Source organism: Streptomyces sp. NPDC040610 (assembly GCF_055594065.1).
The window spans coordinates 1315441-1332415 of the sequence record NZ_JBVIXA010000001.1 but is presented as its reverse complement, the minus strand read 5'-3'; the positions used below and the strand labels follow the sequence as shown (position 1 = coordinate 1332415).

Sequence of the window (16975 nt, the reverse complement as noted above, 5' to 3'; positions counted from 1 at the left end):
AGACCCCATTTGAGTACGCACCCCGATTTTCCGGGACCTCCGGCGGCGGCAGAGTCACCTGCATGAACGCTTCCTCCGGCTCCTCGGGATCGCCCGGCCCCGGCCTGTACGCGCTGAAGCCCTGGTACACGCGGAAGCTCTCCGGCGTGCGCGCCGCGCTGGCCCGCCGCGAGGTGTCCCCGGACACGCTGACCGCGGCGGGCGTGGTGTGCGCGGCGGGCGCGGGGGCGGCCCTGGCCTGGCTCCCGGCCCCGCTGGCGGCCCTGCCGGTGGCCCTCCTGCTCGCGGCCCGCCTGGCGTTCGCGAACCTCGACGGCGCCCTGGCCCGCGACACCGGCCGCACCACGCGCCGCGGCGCCCTCCTCAACGAACTGGGCGACAGAGCGGCCGACTTGGCAGTCCTGGCCGGCTTCCTCACCCTGGCCCCCCTGTGGCTGGTGGCAACGGCGGCCCTGACCGCGACCCTCCCGTCCTGGGTCTCCCTCGCGGGCGCGTCAGCGGGCGCACCACGCCTCAACGGCGGCCCGGTCGGCAAGACGGAACGCTGCGCGCTGGTGGTCGTGGCGGCGGTGTCGGGGTGGTGGGTCCCGGTCCTCGCGGTGATCGCGGCGGGCTCGGCGGTGACGGCGGGGACGCGGTGTGTGCGGTTGTGGGGGGAGTTGGGGCGGGGGGTGGAGCTCGGGCAGCCGGGGCGGCCGGAGGTGCCCGGAGTGTCGGGGCGCCCGGAGACGCCCGGAGAGCCGGGGCAGCCAGAGACGGCAGGAGAACTGGGGCGTCCCGGGACGCCGGGGGCACTGCGGCAGCCGAGGACGGCGGGGCGGCCCGGGACGCCGGTGACACCGGGACCGCCCGAGACCCCGCGGCTGTCGAAGACGACGGCAGGGTCCGGGCAGCCGACGGCGCCGGGGCGGCCCGAAGCCCTTGCCGCGCGAGGGGAGTTGGGGGCGCGATGAGTCTCGTGGTTCTGGTCGGGGAGGGGGTCGGGCGGGCCGTGCCGGTGGTGGCGGGGGTGCTCGGGGTCGGGGGTGTGGCCGTGGCCGCGCTGCCCGCGCGGGTGCGGATGCGGGCCGAGTTGCGGCGGCGGTGGCGGACCTGGGCGCTGGCGGCGCCGCTGTTCCTCGGGGCGTTCTGGGCGGGCCCGGCGGGCGCGTTCGTGCTCGCGGCGGGGCTCGGGGCGGTCGCGGTCGGCGAGTACGCCCGGATGGCGGCCCTGCCGCCCGGCGAACGCGCGGTGCTGTGGGCGGCGGCGGTCCTGCTCCCGGCGGCGGCCTGGGCCGCGCCGGACACCCTCGACGTACGGGTCTTCGGCGCGCTCCTGCTCGTCGGCGCGCTGCCCGCGCTGTTCTCGGGCGACGCGGCCCACGGCTTCACCCGCGCCGCCCGTACCGTCTTCGGCCTGCTGTGGATCCCCGTGTCCCTGGCCGGCCTGGTCCTGCTCGGCGACACGGCGGTGGCGGTGGGCGTGGCGGTGGCGTTCGGCGACGTGGGCGCGTGGTGCGGCGGCACGGCCCTGGGCCGCCGCGGCCCCCTGGCCCGCCCCCTCTCCGCCCTCTCCCCCAACAAGACCTGGGCGGGCGTCCTCGGCTCGGCCGCGGCGACCGCCGCCGCCCTGGCCGCGGTCGGCGCCTTCACACCGCTGCTCTGGCTCGCCGTCCTGACCGGCTGCGTCCTGGGCGACCTCCTGGAGTCGATGGTGAAACGCGAGGCGGGCGTCAAGGACGCGGGCACCTGGCTCCCCGGCTTCGGCGGCCTCCTGGACCGCGTGGACTCCCTGCTCCTGGCCCTCCTGGTGACGATGGCGGTGACCCTGTGACGACGCCGACCCGCACCCGCCCACACCGGGCGGCGAAGATTCAGCCCGTCCGGCGTTTGAGGACGAGGCGCGCAGCGCCGATTCGGCGGAGGCTGTCCCACCCGCACGGGACACCCACCCCCGGGGTCCAGGGGCGCAGCCCCGGTTTCGGGAAGGGGCGGGACTGGGGAAGGCACAGCGCAGCGCTCCTGCGCCGAGCCCTCTGGTGGACCCTCCTCACCCTCACCGGCGGCGTCTCCCGCCGAGGCCACCTCCCCCGCGGCGGCTGCGTGGTCGTGGCGAACCACACCTCCCACGCGGACACCGCGGCCCTCCTGGCCGCCCTGGACGCACCCCACGCCCCCACGATCGCGGCGGCGGCGGACTACTGGTTCGCCTCCCCCTGGCGCAGCCGCATCTGCTCCCGCCTGGCCGGAGGCTTCCCCGTACGCCGCACGGGCGGCGGCATGGACGACCTGCTGGCCCGGACGGGCGACCTGCGCGCGGGCCGCGCGGTGGTCCTGTTCCCGGAGGGCACCCGCGCCCGGGCGGGCGAACTGGGCGCGTTCCACAAGGGCGCCCTGGTCCTGGCGAGGGAGGCGAACGTCCCCGTGGTCCCCGTGGGCATCGCGGGCACCGACCGCCTCCTGCCGAAGCACGGCAAGCTCCGCCCGTCCCTGGTCCGCGTCCGCATCGGCACCCCGCTCCCGCCGACGGCGACCCCGGAGGAGGCCCGCGAGGCGGTGTCGGCGCTGCACCGCCGTACGACCGACGAACCGCTAGGGGACTCCCGTGTCCGCAAGCGCGTCGCCCGCGTCCTCGCGAGCCGCTGGGCCCTCCCCCTGGCGTTCGCCTGGGCGTTCGCGGAGGCCCTGAGCTGGCCGCTGATGCCGGAGCTGCTCCTGGCGACCGTGTGCGTGGCGGTACCGCGCCGCGCGTTGAAGCTGTCCCTCGCGGCGCTCGCGGGCACGCTGGCGGGCGGTGCCCTCGCCCTCCAACTCGCCGCGTCCGGCGCCCAGTTGCCGCAGCCCCTCACGACGGACCGCATGCGCGCGGAAGTACACCAGGAGCTGACGGCCGACGCGGCGGCGGCCGTCCGCGAGCAGCCGTGGAACGGCATCCCCTTCAAGGTGTACGCGGCCGGGGCGGGCCACGCCGACGTACCGGCCCCGGACTGGCTGGCCCAGTCGGCCCTCGCACGCGGATCGCGCACCCTCACGGTGGGCCTGGCGTGCGGCGCGTTCGGCTTCCTGGCCCACCGCCTGCGCCGGTACTACGGCCTGTATCTGGCCCTGCTCGGCACCGGATTCACGATCGGCCTTTCGCTGATCGTACGGAGCTGGAGCTGACCGGCGACAGCCGTCGGAGACGGCCCACCGGCACCGCACCCGCCCCCGGAAACCCCGCACCGCCCCCTGTCCGCCCCCGCCCCCGCGCGGCACACTCGGCTCATGCCTGATACCGAACAGAGCAAGCCGGAGACCGGACACCCCGAAGAGCGCTGGACGCCGATCCACGGGCAGCCCTACCGCTCCGTCCCCTACCGCCCGGCCCGCATGCCGGAGGCCGAATCCCTCAGCCAGGCCGCGGAGTTGAGGGACCGCATGCGGGAGCGCCGCACGGTGCGGCAGTTCTCGTCGGACCCCGTGCCGACGCAGGCCGTGCGGGACGCGATCGCCTGCGCGGCCACCGCGCCGTCGGGCGCGCACCAGCAGCCGTGGACGTTCGTCCTCGTACAGGATCCGGAGATACGCCGCCGGATCCGCGAGGCCGCCGAGCACGAGGAGCGCATCTCCTACGACGGGCGGCTCGGCGAGGAGTGGCTCGCCGCGCTGCGCCCGCTCGGCACGGACGAGGTGAAGCGGCATCTGACGGACGCGCCCGCGCTGATCGTCGTCTTCCAGCAGCGGTACTGGCTGGGCGAGGACGGCACCAAGCACAAGCACTACTACGTGGACGAGTCCGTCGGCATCGCCGTCGGGATGCTGCTCTCGGCCCTGCATCTGTCGGGCCTGGCCGCGCTGGTGCACACACCGAGTCCGATGCGGTTCCTCTCGGAGGTGCTCGGCCGTCCGGCGAACGAGAAGGCGTTCGCGGTGCTCCCCGTCGGCTATCCGGCGCCGGACTGCCAGGTCCCCGACCTCGTACGGAAGTCCCTGGACCAGGTCCTCGTGGAGGTGTAGCCGCACAGGCCGCCCCCGCCTCCGCGCTCCCCACCTCCGGCTAACCAGTAAAAGACACTTGACTGGTTAGCCGGAGGCGTGCTCGAATCACCTCATCGGCAACCACTGAAAGAGCGATGAGGGGTTAGAGATGAGCACCCAGGTGCACTACCGGTCCATCGAGGTCCGCGGCCACGAGATCTTCTACCGCGAGGCGGGCCCCGCCGACGCCCCCGCCCTGCTGCTCCTGCACGGCTTCCCGACCAGCTCGCACATGTTCCGCGACCTGATCCCGCGCCTCGCCGGGCGCTACCGCGTCATCGCCCCCGACCACATCGGCTTCGGCCGCTCGGCGACGCCCGCCGCCACGGACTTCCCGTATACCTTCGCCGAACTCGCCCTCGTCACCGCCGAGTTCACGGAGGCGATCGGCCTGACCCGGTTCGCGCTCTATGTGCAGGACTACGGCGCCCCGATCGGCCTGCGCCTCGCGCTCGCCCACCCGGACCGGGTCTCGGCGATCGTCACGCAGAACGGCAACGCCTACGAGGAGGGGCTCGGCAAGGAGGCGTGGGCGCCCGTGTTCGCGTACATCGCGGCGCCGAGCGAGGAGACGGCCGGGCCCGTCCGCGCGATCCGCTCCCCCGAGGGCATCAAGTGGCAGTACACGCACGGCGTCCCGGACCCGAGCACGGTCGGCCCGGACGCCTGGGAGCACGACGTGGCCCTGATGGCGCGGGAGGGACAGGACGAGATCCAGCTCGCCCTGATGGGTGACTACGGCAGCAACATCGACCTCTACCCGGACTTCCAGGCGTACTTCCGCGCGAGCCGGGTGCCGGTGCTCGCCGTGTGGGGCGGCCACGACGAAATCTTCGTGCCCGCCGGGGCGCTCGCCTTCCAGCGCGACCTGCCCGAGGCGGAGATCCATCTGCTGCCGACGGGCCACTTCGCCCTGGAGACGCACGCGGCGCAGATCGCGGGCCTGATGGACGACTTCCTCACCCGGCGGGTGGGCTGACGCGGATACGTCACCGCCCCCGGCCGGGGTGGGGCCCAGGCCGGGGGCGGGGGTCGGGGTGGCGTCGGGCCGCGGGCGGGGCCCGACGCCGGTCGGGGGCCTCAGCCCATGTGCGGGTAGGAGTAGTCGGTCGGCGGGACCAGCGTCTCCTTGATGGCGCGGGTCAGGGTCCAGCGCTGCAGGTTCTGCGGGGCGCCGGCCTTGTCGTTGGTGCCGGAGGCGCGGCCGCCGCCGAAGGGCTGCTGGCCGACGACGGCGCCGGTCGACTTGTCGTTGATGTAGAAGTTGCCCGCGGCGTAGCGGAGCTTCTCCATCGTGTACGCGGCCGCGGCGCGGTCGTTGGCGATGACCGAGCCGGTGAGCGCGTAGTCCGACACCGACTCCATCTGCGCCAGCATGTCGTCGTACGAGTCGGCCTTGCTGTCGTCGTACACGTGCACGGCGAGGAACGGGCCGAAGTACTCGGTCGTGAAGACCTCGTTGGCCGGGTCCGAGCACTCGACGACGGTCGGGCGCACGAAGTAGCCGACGGAGTCGTCGTAGGTGCCGCCCGCGACGATCGTGCAGGAGTCGTCCGCCTTGGCGCGGTCGATCGCGGCCTTGTTCTTGGCGAACGAGCGCTCGTCGATGACGGCGCCGATGAAGTTCGACAGGTCGGTGACGTCACCCATCTTGATGGCGTCGACCTCGGCCGCGAACTCCTCCTTGAAGCCCGAGTTCCAGATGGAGGCCGGGATGTACGCGCGCGAGGACGCGGAGCACTTCTGGCCCTGGAACTCGAAGGAGCCGCGGGTCAGCGCGGTCTTCAGGACGGCGCGGTCGGCGCTCGGGTGGGCGACGACGAAGTCCTTGCCGCCGGTCTCGCCGACCAGACGCGGGTAGGTGCGGTACTTCGCGATGTTCTCGCCGACCGTCTTCCACAGGTGCTGGAAGGTCGCCGTCGAGCCGGTGAAGTGGATGCCCGCGAGGTCACGGTGGTGCAGGGCGACCTCGGAGACCGCGATGCCGTCGCCGGTGACGAGGTTGATGACGCCCTTGGGCAGGCCCGCCTCCTCCAGGAGCTGCATGAGCAGGACGGCGGCGTGCGTCTGCGTCGGGGACGGCTTCCACACGACCACGTTGCCCATCAGGGCCGGGGCGGTGGGGAGGTTGCCCGCGATGGCCGTGAAGTTGAACGGCGTGATCGCGTAGACGAAGCCCTCGAGCGGGCGGTGGTCCAGACGGTTCCAGACGCCCGTGGAGTTCGCCGGGGGCTGCTCGGCGAGCAGGTCGCGGGCGTACTTCACGTTGAAGCGCCAGAAGTCGACGAGCTCACAGGGAGTGTCGATCTCGGCCTGCTGGGCGGTCTTGGACTGGCCGAGCATGGTGGAGGCGGCCAGCGTCTCGCGCCACGTCGTGGACAGCAGCTCGGCGGCGCGCAGGATGATCGCGGCGCGGTCGTCGAAGGACATCGCGCGCCAGGCCGGAGCGGCGGCCAGGGCGGCGTCGATCGCGTCCTGGGCGTCCGCTTGCGTGGCGCCGCGGCCGGTGCCGATGACGGCCTTGTGGTTGTGCGGCTGCACGACCTGGAAGGGCTCGCCGCCGCCGAGGCGCTTGACGCCGCCGATCGTCATCGGCAGCTCGATCGGGTTCTCGGACAGCTCCTTGAGCTTGGTCTCGAGCCGGGCGCGCTCCGGGGAGCCGGGGGCGTAGCCGTGGACCGGCTCATTGACCGGGGCGGGGACCTGGGTCACAGCGTCCATGAGTTCCGTAACTCCTTTGTGCGGGGGAAATCTGGCGGCCGGGGGCGGGCTCAGCCCTTGGTGAGGACCGACCGGGCGAAGAACAGCAGGTTCGCCGGCTTCTCCGCGAGACGGCGCATGAAATAGCCGTACCAGTCGGTGCCGTAGGCGGTGTACACGCGCATCCGGTGGCCCTCGGCGGCGAGCCGCAGGTGCTCGTCGCTGCGGATGCCGTAGAGCATCTGGAATTCGTACTCGTCCAGTTTGCGCCCGGCACGGCGCGCGAGCTCCTGGGTGATGGCGATGAGCCGCGGGTCGTGGGATCCGATCATGGGGTAGCCGGAGCCCTCCATGAGGATCTTCAGGATCCGGACGTACGCCTTGTCGATCTCGGCCTTGTCCTGGTACGCGACGGAGGCGGGCTCCTTGTAGGCGCCCTTGACGACCCGCACGCGGCTGCCGTTCGCGGCCAGGCGGCGGGCGTCGTCCTCGGTGCGGAACAGGTACGACTGGATGACGCAGCCGGTCTGCGGGAAGTCCTTCCGCAGCTCCTCGTGGATGGCGAACATCGAGTCGAGGGTGGTGTGGTCCTCGGCGTCGAGCGTGACGGTGGTGCCGATGGCGGCGGCGGCCTCCACGACGGGGCGGACGTTGGCGAGGGCCAGCTCGTGGCCACCCTCAAGCGCTTGTCCGAACATCGACAGCTTCACGGACATCTCGGCCTTCGTGCCGAGGCCGAGGTCCTTGAGCCGGTCGATCAGCTCCAGGTAGGCGTCGCGCGCGGCGTGGGACTGCTCCACGGTGGTGATGTCCTCGCCCACCACGTCCAGGGTGACCTCGAGGCCCTTGTCGGCGGCGTCGACGACGATCGGAACCACCTGGTCGACCGTCTCACCGGCGATGAACCGGTCGACGACCTGCTTGGTGCCCGGCGCCGCCGACACGAAACGGCGCATCTGGTCACTGCGCGACGCGGCAAGGATCACGGGACCCAGCACGGGCACCTCCACGGGAGTACGAGCGAGTGCCGTACGGACAATTTTGCGACAAAACCGGTACGACACGGAGAACCACCGTGAAACTTATGGATCCCTCCGACCGTGGGCCATCGACACCTGTCACGCATCCGTGGGCTGGATCTCAGACATATGTATGAGGGGCGGGCGGAACTGCGTGACAATGGATTCCGGACGGGCTCGGGACGGGCCTCGTACGGCACGGGCGCGAGCGAAGGGCGGCAGCGGGTGAAAGGCGACTACCAGGAACTGGTCGACGAGATCTCGACCCTGCTCGGCGCGCCGGCCACGCTGGAGAACCGCGACTTCGAGCTGATCGCCTTCGGCGCCCACGACGGCGGCGACGGCCTCGACGCCCCCGACCTCGACCCGGTCAGGACCCGCTCGATCCTCACCCGCCGCTCCACCGCCCAGGTCCGCACCTGGTTCGAGAGCTTCGGCATCACCCGCGCCACCCGCCCGGTCCGGATCCCGCCCACCCCGGAAGCGGGCGTGCACCGCGGCCGCGTCTGCCTCCCGGTACGCCATCGGGGGTTCGCCCTGGGCTACGTCTGGCTGCTCGACGACGAGCCGGGCCCCACGGACACGCAGCTCACCGCCGCCATGGAGGTGGCCGCGCGGATCGGGGCGCTGCTCGCGGAGGAGACCCAGGCGGGCGCCGACCTCACCCGGGAGTTCCGGGCGGCCCTGACGGCGGAGCGCGGCTGGCAGCGGGACATGACGGTGGCGGCGCTGCACACCGCGCTCGGGCCGCGCGCGGCCGGGCCGCACGCCCTGGTGTGCGTGGCGCCCTGGCACTCCCCCGGCTCCCGGCGCCACTCGGGCAACGGACCGGCGGCCACCGCACCGGCCCTCGACCCGCTCGCCGACCCGGACGACGCGCCCGCGCTGCGGACGGTGCCGGGCGCGGCGGCGCTGTGCACGGTGCCGTGGACCACCGCGCCCGGCGTCCTCGGCCAGGCGCTCGCGGTCCTGGTGCGCCTCCGGTCGGCGGACGCCCTGACGCCCGCGCTCACGGCGGCCGCGCGGCTCGCGGAGTCGGCGGGGCAGGGCGCGGCGGCCGGGGTGGCCGGGGCGCGGCGGGGGCTCGACGACCTGGCGGCGGCCTGGGGCGAGGCGACGGCGTCGGCGCGGGCGGCGCTCGCCGAACCGCGGTTCGCGCCGCTCGCGCGCTGGTCGGACATCGGGCCGTACCGGCTGCTCACGGCGCTGCCCCCGGAGGCGGCGCGGGACGCGGTGGCCCGTGAACTGCTCTCCCCCACCCATCGCGAACTGGCCCGCACGGCCGAGGTGTTCCTCGACCGCGCGGGCCAGGCGGGGCGTGCGGCGGCCGAGCTGGGCATCCACCGCCAGACCCTGTACTACCGGCTCTCGCGCGTGGAGCAGCTCACGAAGCTGGACCTGGACGAGGGCGAGGACCGGCTCCTGCTGCACATGATCCTCAAGGCGTCACGCCTGTAGCGGACGGCTGGCCGACCAGGTCGTCCACCGTGGGCGCGATCCGGCCGAACAGGTCGCCGATCGTGGCCAGTGCGGCGGTGTGCAGGGCCGCCGCGGGCAGGGCGGTGCCGTCGGTGTCGGCGAGGGTGCGGGTGGCGGTGGCCTCGGCGACGACGGTGGGCCGGTAGCCGAGGTTGAAGGCGCCCTGGGCGGTGAAGGTGACGCACATGTGCGTCATGAACCCGGCGAGCACAAGCTCCGCGCCCGCCTCGACGCCCAGTTCGCCGAGGACTTCCTGGAGCCGGGTCTCGTGGAAGGAGTTGGGGAACTGCTTGACCACGACGGGCTCCCCGTCGACGGGGGCGACCTCGTCGCAGATCGCGCCGATCTCCGCGCGGATGTCGTAGGGCGTGCCCTCGCCCCCGTCGTTCACGATGTGGATCACGGGGATTCCGGCGGCGCGGGCGGCGCCGAGGAGCCTGGCCCCGGCGGCGAGCGCCTCGCTCGCACCCTCCAGCTCCATCACGCCGGTGGTGTACGTGTTCTGGTAGTCGATCAGGACGAGGGTGGTGTCGCCGAGCCGGGGCAGCTCGGCCTCCAGGCCGATCACCTGGCGGAGGGTCGCGGAGGGCTTCGTGGCAGCGGTCATGGCAGGGGTTCCTTTCTCAGGGGTACGCGATGGGCGTACGGGTCCAAGGGGGCACGCGGCGGGCGCCCGGGCACGGCGAAGCGGCACGGCTCGCGTGTGTGCCCGGCGGCCCGGGTGTCGGTCGGTGGTGCGTGGTGCCGGATCCGGCGGATCAGGTCGTGGTGCGAAAGCGGCGGCGATAGGCCGCGGGGGTGGTGTCGAGCTGTTTGCGCAGCGCCCGGTGCAGGGTCTCCACGGAGCCGAACCCGCTGGCGGCGGCGACCTGCTCCAGCGGCTCGTCGGTGCTTTCGAGGATTCGGCGGGCGGCCTCCACGCGGACGGCCTCGACGTAGGCGGCGGGTCCGGTGCCGGTCTCCTGGCGGAAGACCCGCGCGAAGTGCCGTTCGCTGAGGGACATCCGCCCGGCGAGCGCCGCCGCCGACAGATCGGCGTCGAGGTGCTCCGCGATGTACATCCGCAGCTCCTCGATGTCCCGCCGGGACGCGGGCGGCCGGCTCAGCGGTACGGAGAACTGGCTCTGCCCGCCCTGGCGCTTGAGGTACATCACCAGTTGCCGGGCCACCGTGAGGGCGACCTTCTCGCCCAGGTCCTCGGCGACCAGGGCGAGCGCCAGATCCATGCAGGCACTGATCCCCGCCCCGGTCCACACCCGCCCCGACCGCACGAAGATCGGGTCGGCGTCGACCGTCACCTCCGGGTGTTCGGCGGCGAGTTGGGCGGCGGTCGACCAGTGGGTGGTCACCCGCTTCCCGTCGAGCAGCCCCGCCGCGGCCAGGACATGCGCGCCGACACACACCGACGCCACCCGCCGGGCGCCGGGCGCGGTCTCCTTCACCCACGCCACGACGTCCTGGTCGATCCGGGCGACCGGACCTTCGGGGAGCATGTCGACGGCGCCGGGAACGAGCAGCGTGTCGATGACACCGCCGAGCCCGCCGCCCTCGCCGACCTCGGCGAAGGAGAGGTCGGCCAGCAGCCGCACCCCCGCCGACGTGGTGACGGCGCCGCCGGTCGGCCCCGCCAACTGCACGTCGTAGCCCGCGCGGCCGCCGGTCTCCCGGTTGGCCAGCGCGAACACCTCGGCCGGACCGGTCACGTCGAGAAGGTCGACGTCCGGGAAGACCGCGATGACGATGCGTCGGGAACGGGGCATGCCCTTATCGTCGCCCGCGCCCCGCACATCCACAATGACGGGCTTCTGTCACATCCGGACACACGAGAGGCCCGCGCCGGAAACCCGTATCAGCCGTCCACTCCAGGCACCCCGGACACCCCGGGCGCCCCCGCCCGCTCCATCACGCGCCGCAGCCCCTCCGTCAACTGCGCCGCGTCCGTCGCCGAGTCCGGGTCGAAGAGCCACTGCACCATCAGCCCGTTGAGCAGCGTCGTGTAGAGCCGCCCCTCCGCGTCGAGGACGTCGTCGCCCAGCGTGTCCTCGTCCACATTCAGCAGCAGCGCGGCGAGCCCCGCCCGCCCCTCCCGCTGCGCCTTGGCGACGAGTTCGCGCACGCCGGGCAGCCGGTCGCCATGGGTGACGAACTCCAGGCTGAGCAACCACACCCCGCGCGCCTCGGGGAACGTACGGATGACGTTGCCCCACACCTCCCGGAACCGCTCCAGCGAGCCGCCCGGCGCCGCGCTCGCGTCGCCCACCGGGTCGAAGGCGTCGCCGATGGACTCGATGAGCGCGATGTAGGCCTGCGCGAGAAGCGCGTCCTTCGAGCCGTAGTGGTAGCCGATCGAGGCGAGATTCGTCCCCGACTCCTTGACGACGTCGCGCGCCGTGGTGCGCACGAACCCCTTCTCCAGCAGGCAGCGCTTGGCGCCTTCCAGCAGATCCTCACGGTGTCCCATACACCAACTCTACCCACGATCCAGACGATCGTCCCACACGCCCGTCCAATACATCCGTCCTACACACTCGTACTAGACAGTTGTTTTATACGACCGTACAGTCCCCGTCATGCCTACGAACCCACCCCCGCAGGGGCCCCCTCGGACGCCCGCGTCGACCTCCACCTCCGTCCCGGACCGCGCGGGCCGCAAGGAGTGGACGGCCCTGGCCGTCCTGATGCTGCCGCTGCTGCTCGTCTCGATGGACGTCTCGGTCCTGTACTTCGCGGTCCCCGCGATCAACGCCGATCTGGAGCCGACCGGCACCCAACAGCTGTGGATCTTCGACGTGTACGCCTTCGTGCTCGCCGGACTGCTCATGACCATGGGCTCGTTGGGCGACCGCGTGGGCCGCCGCAAGCTCCTGCTGTGCGGCGCCGCCGCGTTCGGCGCGGCCTCCCTCACGGCCGCGTACGCCGACAGCGCCGAACTCCTCATCGCCGCCCGCGCCGTCCTCGGCATCGGCGGCGCCACGCTGATGCCGTCCACGCTCGCGCTGGTGCGGACGCTGTTCCGCGACCCCGGGCAGCGCGCGCGGGCGATCGGCATCTGGTCCGGAGTGCTGGTCGCCGGGGTGGCGCTCGGCTCGGTGCTCAGCGGGGTGCTCGTCGAGTTCTTCTGGTGGGGCTCGGTGTTCCTGGTGAACCTGCCCGCGATGGCGCTGCTCCTGGCCCTCGCGCCGGTCCTCATCCCGGAGTCGAGGGACCCGCACCCGGGCCGCTTCGACCTCCTGAGCGTGCCCTTGTCCCTGGCGGCGGTGCTCCCCGTCGTCTACGGCCTCAAGGAGATCCCGTCCGAGGGCCCGCACACGGAGTACGTCGTGTCGATCGCCGTGGGCCTCGTCTTCGCCGTCCTCTTCGTACGCCGCCAGCGCACGGCCGCGTCGCCGCTGATCTCCCCCGCCCTGTTCCGCGGGGCGCGCGGCTTCGGCCCGGCCGTCGCCCTGAACCTCATCTCCTCGTTCGCGATGATGGGTTCGGCGTACTACACGACGCAGTACCTGCAGTCCGTGCTCGGCAAGAGCGCGCTGGAGGCGGCCCTGTGGGCGCTGCTCCCGTCGGTCCTCATCGGCTGCGCGGCGCCGGTCGCGACGGCGCTGGTGCGGCGCGGCACCGACCGGGCGCATGTGGTCGCGGGCGGCTTCGCGGTCGCCGCGTGCGGGTACGGGCTGCTGTTCCTCGCCGACACCGACGCCCTGTGGACGGTGCTCGCCGGGGCGGGCGTGCTCGCCTGCGGCGCGGTCGTCGTCGGCTCACAGCTGACCGACCTGGCGCTCGGGGCGGCGCCCCCGGAGAAGGCCGGGGCGGCGGCATCGCTCCTGGAGACCGGGCAGGAGTTCGGCGGGGCGCTCGGGATGGCCGTGCTCGGGTCGATCGGCACGGGGGTGTATCGCGGGGAGATGCCCGCGGGGGCGCCGGACGAGGCCCGGGAGACGCTCGGGGGCGCGGTCGCGGTCGCCGCGCACGTGCCGTCGCCGGCGGCGGAGGTGCTGACGGCGGCGGCGCGGTCCGCGTTCACCAGCGGCATGCATGTAGCGGCGCTGGTGGGGGCGGGGATCCTGCTGGGTGCGGCGGGGGTGGGGGTGCTGGCGCTGCCCCCAGACCCCCGCTCCTCAAACGCCGGAGGGGCTTAAATACAGCAGCACATGATCTAGCCCGTCCGGCGATTGAGGACGAGGCGCGGAGCGCCGATAGCGGGGGCCCGGGGGCGCAACCCCCGGTTTCGGGAAGGGGCGGGACTGGGGAAAGCCCCGCAGGGCCCTAGTCCGCCAGGTTCACGGACCGCGCCGAAGTCGCCCCGATCTCCTCCGCCAGCTCCGCGAGCACCGGCTGCGGCACCGTGTCGTCGACGGTGAGAACGGCAAGCGCCTCCCCCCCGACATCGGCCCGGGCAACCTGCATCCCGGCGATGTTGATCCCGGCCTCACCGAGGACGCGCCCGACGGTGCCGACGACACCGGGCCGGTCGGCGTAGCGAAGGACGACCATGTGGTCGGCGAGCGCGAGATCGACGTCGTAGTCGCCGACGGCCACGATCTTCTGGTGGTTCTTGGGCCCGGCGAGCGTGCCGGACACGGCGATCTCCTCACCGTCGCCGAGCGTGCCCCGCACGGTGACGACGTTGCGGTGGTCGGGCGACTCGGAGGAGGTGGTGAGCCGCACCTCGACACCGCGCTCCTGGGCGAAGAGAGGCGCGTTGACGTACGACACGGTCTCGTCGACGACGTCCTCGAACACGCCCTTGAGGGCGGAGAGTTCGAGCACCTTCACGTCGTGCTGGGTGATCTCGCCGTACACCTCGACGTCGAGCCGCGCGGCCACCTCGCCCGCGAGCGCGGTGAAGATCCGGCCGAGCTTCTCGGCGAGGGGAAGCCCGGGGCGTACGTCCTCGGCGATGACACCGCCCTGGACGTTCACGGCGTCGGGCACCAACTCGCCCGCGAGGGCGAGCCGCACGGACTTGGCGACGGAGATGCCCGCCTTCTCCTGGGCCTCGTCGGTGGAGGCGCCGAGGTGCGGGGTGCAGACGACCTGGTCGAGCTCGAAGAGCGGGGAGTCGGTGCAGGGCTCCTTGGCGTACACGTCGAGACCGGCGCCCGCGACGCGGCCCTCCTTGAGGGCGGAGTACAGCGCTTCCTCGTCGACGATGCCGCCGCGCGCGGCGTTGACGATGCGCACGGACGGCTTGACCTTGTGCAGCGCGTCGTCGCCGATGAGGCCGAGGGTCTCGGGGGTCTTCGGCAGGTGCACGGTGATGAAGTCGGAGACTTCGAGGAGCTCGTCGAGGGAGAGGACCTTCACGCCCATCTGGGCGGCGCGCGCGGGCTGCACGTACGGGTCGTAGGCGACGACCTTCATGCCGAAGGCGCTCATGCGCTGCGCGACGAGCGCGCCGATGCGGCCGAGGCCGACGACGCCGAGCGTCTTCTCGGCCAGCTCCACGCCCGTGTACTTGGAGCGCTTCCACTCGCCGTTCTTCAGGGCGGTGTTGGCCTGCGGGATATTGCGCGCGGTGGCGACGAGCAGACCGCAGGCCAGCTCGGCGGCGGTGACGATGTTGGACGTCGGGGCGTTGACGACCATCACGCCGGCCTTGGTGGCGGCGGAGACGTCGACGTTGTCCAGGCCGACGCCCGCGCGGGCGACGACCTTCAGCTTGGGGGCGGCGGCGATGGCCTCGGCGTCGATCTTGGTCGCGGAGCGGACCAGGACGGCGTCGACGTCGGCGATGGCGGGCAGCAGCTCGGCGCGGTCCGCGCCGTTGCAGTGCCGGATCTCGAAGTCCGGGCCCAGGGCGTCGACGGTGGCGGGCGACAGCTCTTCAGCGATGAGTACGACCGGTTTGCCGTTGGCAGCAGTGCTCACGTGAGTCCTCACTAGTCCAATGCGGACGGCCGTCCCGACGGCCGCAGGCGGTGGAGGTGGCTAGCCGCGAAGACGCACGACGCTGTGGGCCTGACGCGAATGTGGTTTGCAGTGTAGTGGCGCGTCCGGGGGCCTTATGCGCCTCACTGGAAGGATCACCCGGACGTGGCTGGACGCCACGGACAACGTCGGGGCCGGGGCACACCGCCCCGGCCCCGAAGCCCGTCCTACTTGTCCTCGTCGACCCAGCTCATGAGCTTGCGCAGCTCCTTGCCGGTGGTCTCCAGGAGGTGCTCGGAGTCCTGCGTCTTGTACTCGTTGTACTTCTTCAGGCCGCCGTGGTACTCGTCCATCCACTGCTGGGCGAACGTGCCGTCCTGGATCTCTGCGAGGACCTTCTTCATCTCGGCCTTGGTGGCGTCGGTGATGATGCGGGGGCCGGTGACGTAGTCGCCCCACTCGGCGGTCTCGGAGACCGACCAGCGCATCTTCTCCAGGCCGCCCTCGTACATCAGGTCGACGATGAGCTTCAGCTCGTGCAGGCACTCGAAGTAGGCGATCTCCGGCTGGTAGCCCGCCTCGACGAGGGTCTCGAAGCCGGCCTTGACCAGCGCGGCCGTGCCACCGCAGAGGACGGCCTGCTCGCCGAAGAGGTCGGTCTCGGTCTCCTCGGTGAAGGTCGTCTTGATGACGCCCGCGCGGGTGCCGCCGATGCCCTTGGCGTACGACAGGGCCAGGTCGAAGCCCTTGCCGGTGGCGTCCTGCTCGACCGCCGCGATGCACGGGACGCCGCGGCCCTCCTCGTACTGGCGGCGCACCAGGTGGCCCGGGCCCTTGGGGGCGACCATGGCGACGTCGACGCCCGCCGGGGGCTTGATGAAGCCGAAGCGGATGTTCAGGCCGTGGCCGAAGAAGAGCGCGTCGCCCTCCTTGAGGTTGTCCTTGATGGACTCCTCGTAGACCTGGGCCTGGATGGGGTCCGGCACCAGGACCATGATGACGTCGGCCTCCTTGGAGGCCTCGGCGGGCGTGACCACGCGCAGGCCCTGCTCCTCGGCCTTCGCCTTGGACTTGGAGCCCTCGTGCAGGCCGACCCGCACGTCCACACCGGAGTCGCGCAGCGAGAGGGCGTGGGCGTGACCCTGGCTGCCGTAACCGATGACCGCGACCTTGCGGCCCTGGATGATGGACAGGTCGGCGTCGGCGTCGTAGAACAGCTCGGCCACTGGATATCTCCTATGTGTGCTGGTGTTGCGTCCCACCGTACGGCGGGCTGGGTGAGGGAAGTTGTCGGGTCTCGCTATCCGGGACCCGCGCCCCGCGCGCGGGAGGGTGACCCGCGCGCGGGGGCGGGCGCTACGCGGAGCGGTCGAGCGCGCGCAGGCTGCGGTCGGTGATGGAGCGCGAGCCGCGGCCGATCGCGATGGTGCCGGACTGCACCAGCTCCTTGATGCCGAAGGGTTCCAGCATCTTGAGCATGGCCTCCAGCTTGTCGCTGCTGCCCGTGGCCTCGATGGTGACGGCCTCCGGGGAGACGTCCACGGTCTTGGCGCGGAACAGCTGGACGATCTCGACGATCTGGGAGCGGGTCTCGTTGTCGGCGCGCACCTTGGCGAGCACCAGCTCGCGCTGCACGGCCGCACCCGGCTCGAGTTCGACGATCTTCAGGACGTTGACCAGCTTGTTGAGCTGCTTGGTGACCTGTTCGAGCGGGAGTTCCTCGACATTCACGACGATGGTGATGCGGGAGATGTCGGGGTGCTCGGTGACGCCGACGGCGAGGGAGTCGATGTTGAAGCCGCGGCGGGAGAAGAGGGCGGCGATCCTGGCCAGGATGCCGGGGGTGTTCTCGACGAGGACCGAGAGCGTGTGCTTCGACATGGGGGTCATGGCGGTGATTCCTCTTCCTGGTTCCT

General features: G+C 72.4%; 15 protein-coding genes. 7 read left to right on the top strand and 8 right to left on the bottom strand.

Translation table 11 applies throughout. From position 1 onward, the window contains the following. Positions 1 to 62: 62 nt before the first annotated feature. The 5 genes from ACZ6AA_RS05900 to ACZ6AA_RS05880 all read left to right on the top strand — a co-directional run bounded on the left by ACZ6AA_RS05900 (position 63) and on the right by ACZ6AA_RS05880 (position 4975). The gene (locus ACZ6AA_RS05900) at positions 63 to 953 is read left to right on the top strand and encodes a CDP-alcohol phosphatidyltransferase family protein (RefSeq protein WP_471456440.1); all 891 of its coding nucleotides are present in this window, start codon (positions 63 to 65) and stop codon (positions 951 to 953) included. Continuing rightward, positions 950 to 1813: a phosphatidate cytidylyltransferase gene (locus tag ACZ6AA_RS05895; RefSeq protein ID WP_471456438.1), complete on the top strand. Its 864-nt coding sequence runs from the start codon at positions 950 to 952 to the stop codon at positions 1811 to 1813. Before ACZ6AA_RS05900 ends, ACZ6AA_RS05895 begins: the two co-directional genes overlap by 4 nt. After that, positions 1810 to 3141, top strand: coding sequence for a lysophospholipid acyltransferase family protein (locus tag ACZ6AA_RS05890; protein ID WP_471456436.1), 1332 nt, complete (start codon positions 1810 to 1812; stop codon positions 3139 to 3141). Before ACZ6AA_RS05895 ends, ACZ6AA_RS05890 begins: the two co-directional genes overlap by 4 nt. 102 nt (positions 3142 to 3243) lie before the next feature. Then, positions 3244 to 3975 (top strand): nitroreductase family protein, encoded by a 732-nt coding sequence (locus ACZ6AA_RS05885; protein WP_468452084.1) that lies wholly within the window; start codon positions 3244 to 3246, stop codon positions 3973 to 3975. A gap of 130 nt (positions 3976 to 4105) precedes the next feature. After that, positions 4106 to 4975: an alpha/beta fold hydrolase gene (locus tag ACZ6AA_RS05880; protein ID WP_468452086.1), complete on the top strand. Its 870-nt coding sequence runs from the start codon at positions 4106 to 4108 to the stop codon at positions 4973 to 4975. A gap of 101 nt (positions 4976 to 5076) precedes the next feature. On the opposite strand, the gene pruA is transcribed toward ACZ6AA_RS05880, so the two are convergent. Beyond that, positions 5077 to 6717: an L-glutamate gamma-semialdehyde dehydrogenase gene (pruA, locus tag ACZ6AA_RS05875; protein WP_468452088.1), complete on the bottom strand. Its 1641-nt coding sequence runs from the start codon at positions 6715 to 6717 to the stop codon at positions 5077 to 5079. A gap of 50 nt (positions 6718 to 6767) precedes the next feature. Then, a complete protein-coding gene (locus tag ACZ6AA_RS05870) occupies positions 6768 to 7694 on the bottom strand; it encodes a proline dehydrogenase family protein (protein WP_468452090.1) in 927 nt (308 codons plus the stop codon). Positions 7695 to 7844: 150 nt separating this feature from the next. Between ACZ6AA_RS05870 and ACZ6AA_RS05865 the strand changes: the two genes are divergently transcribed. After that, positions 7845 to 9173, top strand: coding sequence for a PucR family transcriptional regulator (locus ACZ6AA_RS05865; protein WP_471456433.1), 1329 nt, complete (start codon positions 7845 to 7847; stop codon positions 9171 to 9173). On the opposite strand, the gene ACZ6AA_RS05860 is transcribed toward ACZ6AA_RS05865, so the two are convergent. From ACZ6AA_RS05860 to ACZ6AA_RS05850, 3 genes are all read right to left on the bottom strand, one after another. Further along, positions 9154 to 9801 carry an isochorismatase family protein gene (locus tag ACZ6AA_RS05860; protein WP_471456431.1) on the bottom strand — a complete coding sequence of 216 codons (648 nt, stop codon included), beginning with the start codon at positions 9799 to 9801 and terminating at the stop codon, positions 9154 to 9156. The genes ACZ6AA_RS05865 and ACZ6AA_RS05860 overlap by 20 nt on opposite strands. A 151-nt stretch (positions 9802 to 9952) precedes the next feature. Next, entirely contained in the window at positions 9953 to 10954 is a 1002-nt protein-coding gene (locus ACZ6AA_RS05855; protein ID WP_468481947.1) for a GlxA family transcriptional regulator, read from the bottom strand. Between the two features lie 89 nt (positions 10955 to 11043). Continuing rightward, the gene (locus ACZ6AA_RS05850) at positions 11044 to 11655 is read right to left on the bottom strand and encodes a TetR/AcrR family transcriptional regulator (RefSeq protein WP_468452098.1); all 612 of its coding nucleotides are present in this window, start codon (positions 11653 to 11655) and stop codon (positions 11044 to 11046) included. A gap of 109 nt (positions 11656 to 11764) precedes the next feature. On the opposite strand from ACZ6AA_RS05850, the gene ACZ6AA_RS05845 reads away from it, so the two are divergent. Then, positions 11765 to 13327 carry an MFS transporter gene (locus tag ACZ6AA_RS05845; protein ID WP_468452100.1) on the top strand — a complete coding sequence of 521 codons (1563 nt, stop codon included), beginning with the start codon at positions 11765 to 11767 and terminating at the stop codon, positions 13325 to 13327. A 127-nt stretch (positions 13328 to 13454) separates the two neighbouring features. On the opposite strand, the gene serA is transcribed toward ACZ6AA_RS05845, so the two are convergent. From serA to ilvN, 3 genes are all read right to left on the bottom strand, one after another. Next, on the bottom strand, positions 13455 to 15059 hold the full coding sequence (gene serA / locus ACZ6AA_RS05840; RefSeq protein WP_468452102.1) for a phosphoglycerate dehydrogenase: 1605 nt from the start codon (positions 15057 to 15059) through the stop codon (positions 13455 to 13457). Positions 15060 to 15286: 227 nt separating this feature from the next. Next, a complete protein-coding gene (gene ilvC, locus ACZ6AA_RS05835) occupies positions 15287 to 16285 on the bottom strand; it encodes a ketol-acid reductoisomerase (RefSeq protein WP_468452104.1) in 999 nt (332 codons plus the stop codon). A gap of 130 nt (positions 16286 to 16415) precedes the next feature. After that, entirely contained in the window at positions 16416 to 16940 is a 525-nt protein-coding gene (gene ilvN, locus ACZ6AA_RS05830) for an acetolactate synthase small subunit (protein WP_030358981.1), read from the bottom strand. Positions 16941 to 16975 lie beyond the last annotated feature (35 nt).

Coding starts and splice junctions, on each gene's coding strand:
- ACZ6AA_RS05885 (WP_468452084.1), top strand. CDS start 3,244: ATGCCTGATACCGAACAGAGCAAGCCGGAGACCGGACACCCCGAAGAG.
- ACZ6AA_RS05845 (WP_468452100.1), top strand. CDS start 11,765: ATGCCTACGAACCCACCCCCGCAGGGGCCCCCTCGGACGCCCGCGTCG.
- ACZ6AA_RS05880 (WP_468452086.1), top strand. CDS start 4,106: ATGAGCACCCAGGTGCACTACCGGTCCATCGAGGTCCGCGGCCACGAG.
- ACZ6AA_RS05900 (WP_471456440.1), top strand. CDS start 63: ATGAACGCTTCCTCCGGCTCCTCGGGATCGCCCGGCCCCGGCCTGTAC.
- pruA (WP_468452088.1), bottom strand. CDS start 6,717: ATGGACGCTGTGACCCAGGTCCCCGCCCCGGTCAATGAGCCGGTCCAC.
- ACZ6AA_RS05850 (WP_468452098.1), bottom strand. CDS start 11,655: ATGGGACACCGTGAGGATCTGCTGGAAGGCGCCAAGCGCTGCCTGCTG.
- ACZ6AA_RS05865 (WP_471456433.1), top strand. CDS start 7,845: ATGTATGAGGGGCGGGCGGAACTGCGTGACAATGGATTCCGGACGGGC.
- ACZ6AA_RS05860 (WP_471456431.1), bottom strand. CDS start 9,801: ATGACCGCTGCCACGAAGCCCTCCGCGACCCTCCGCCAGGTGATCGGC.
- ACZ6AA_RS05895 (WP_471456438.1), top strand. CDS start 950: ATGAGTCTCGTGGTTCTGGTCGGGGAGGGGGTCGGGCGGGCCGTGCCG.
- ACZ6AA_RS05855 (WP_468481947.1), bottom strand. CDS start 10,954: ATGCCCCGTTCCCGACGCATCGTCATCGCGGTCTTCCCGGACGTCGAC.
- ilvN (WP_030358981.1), bottom strand. CDS start 16,940: ATGTCGAAGCACACGCTCTCGGTCCTCGTCGAGAACACCCCCGGCATC.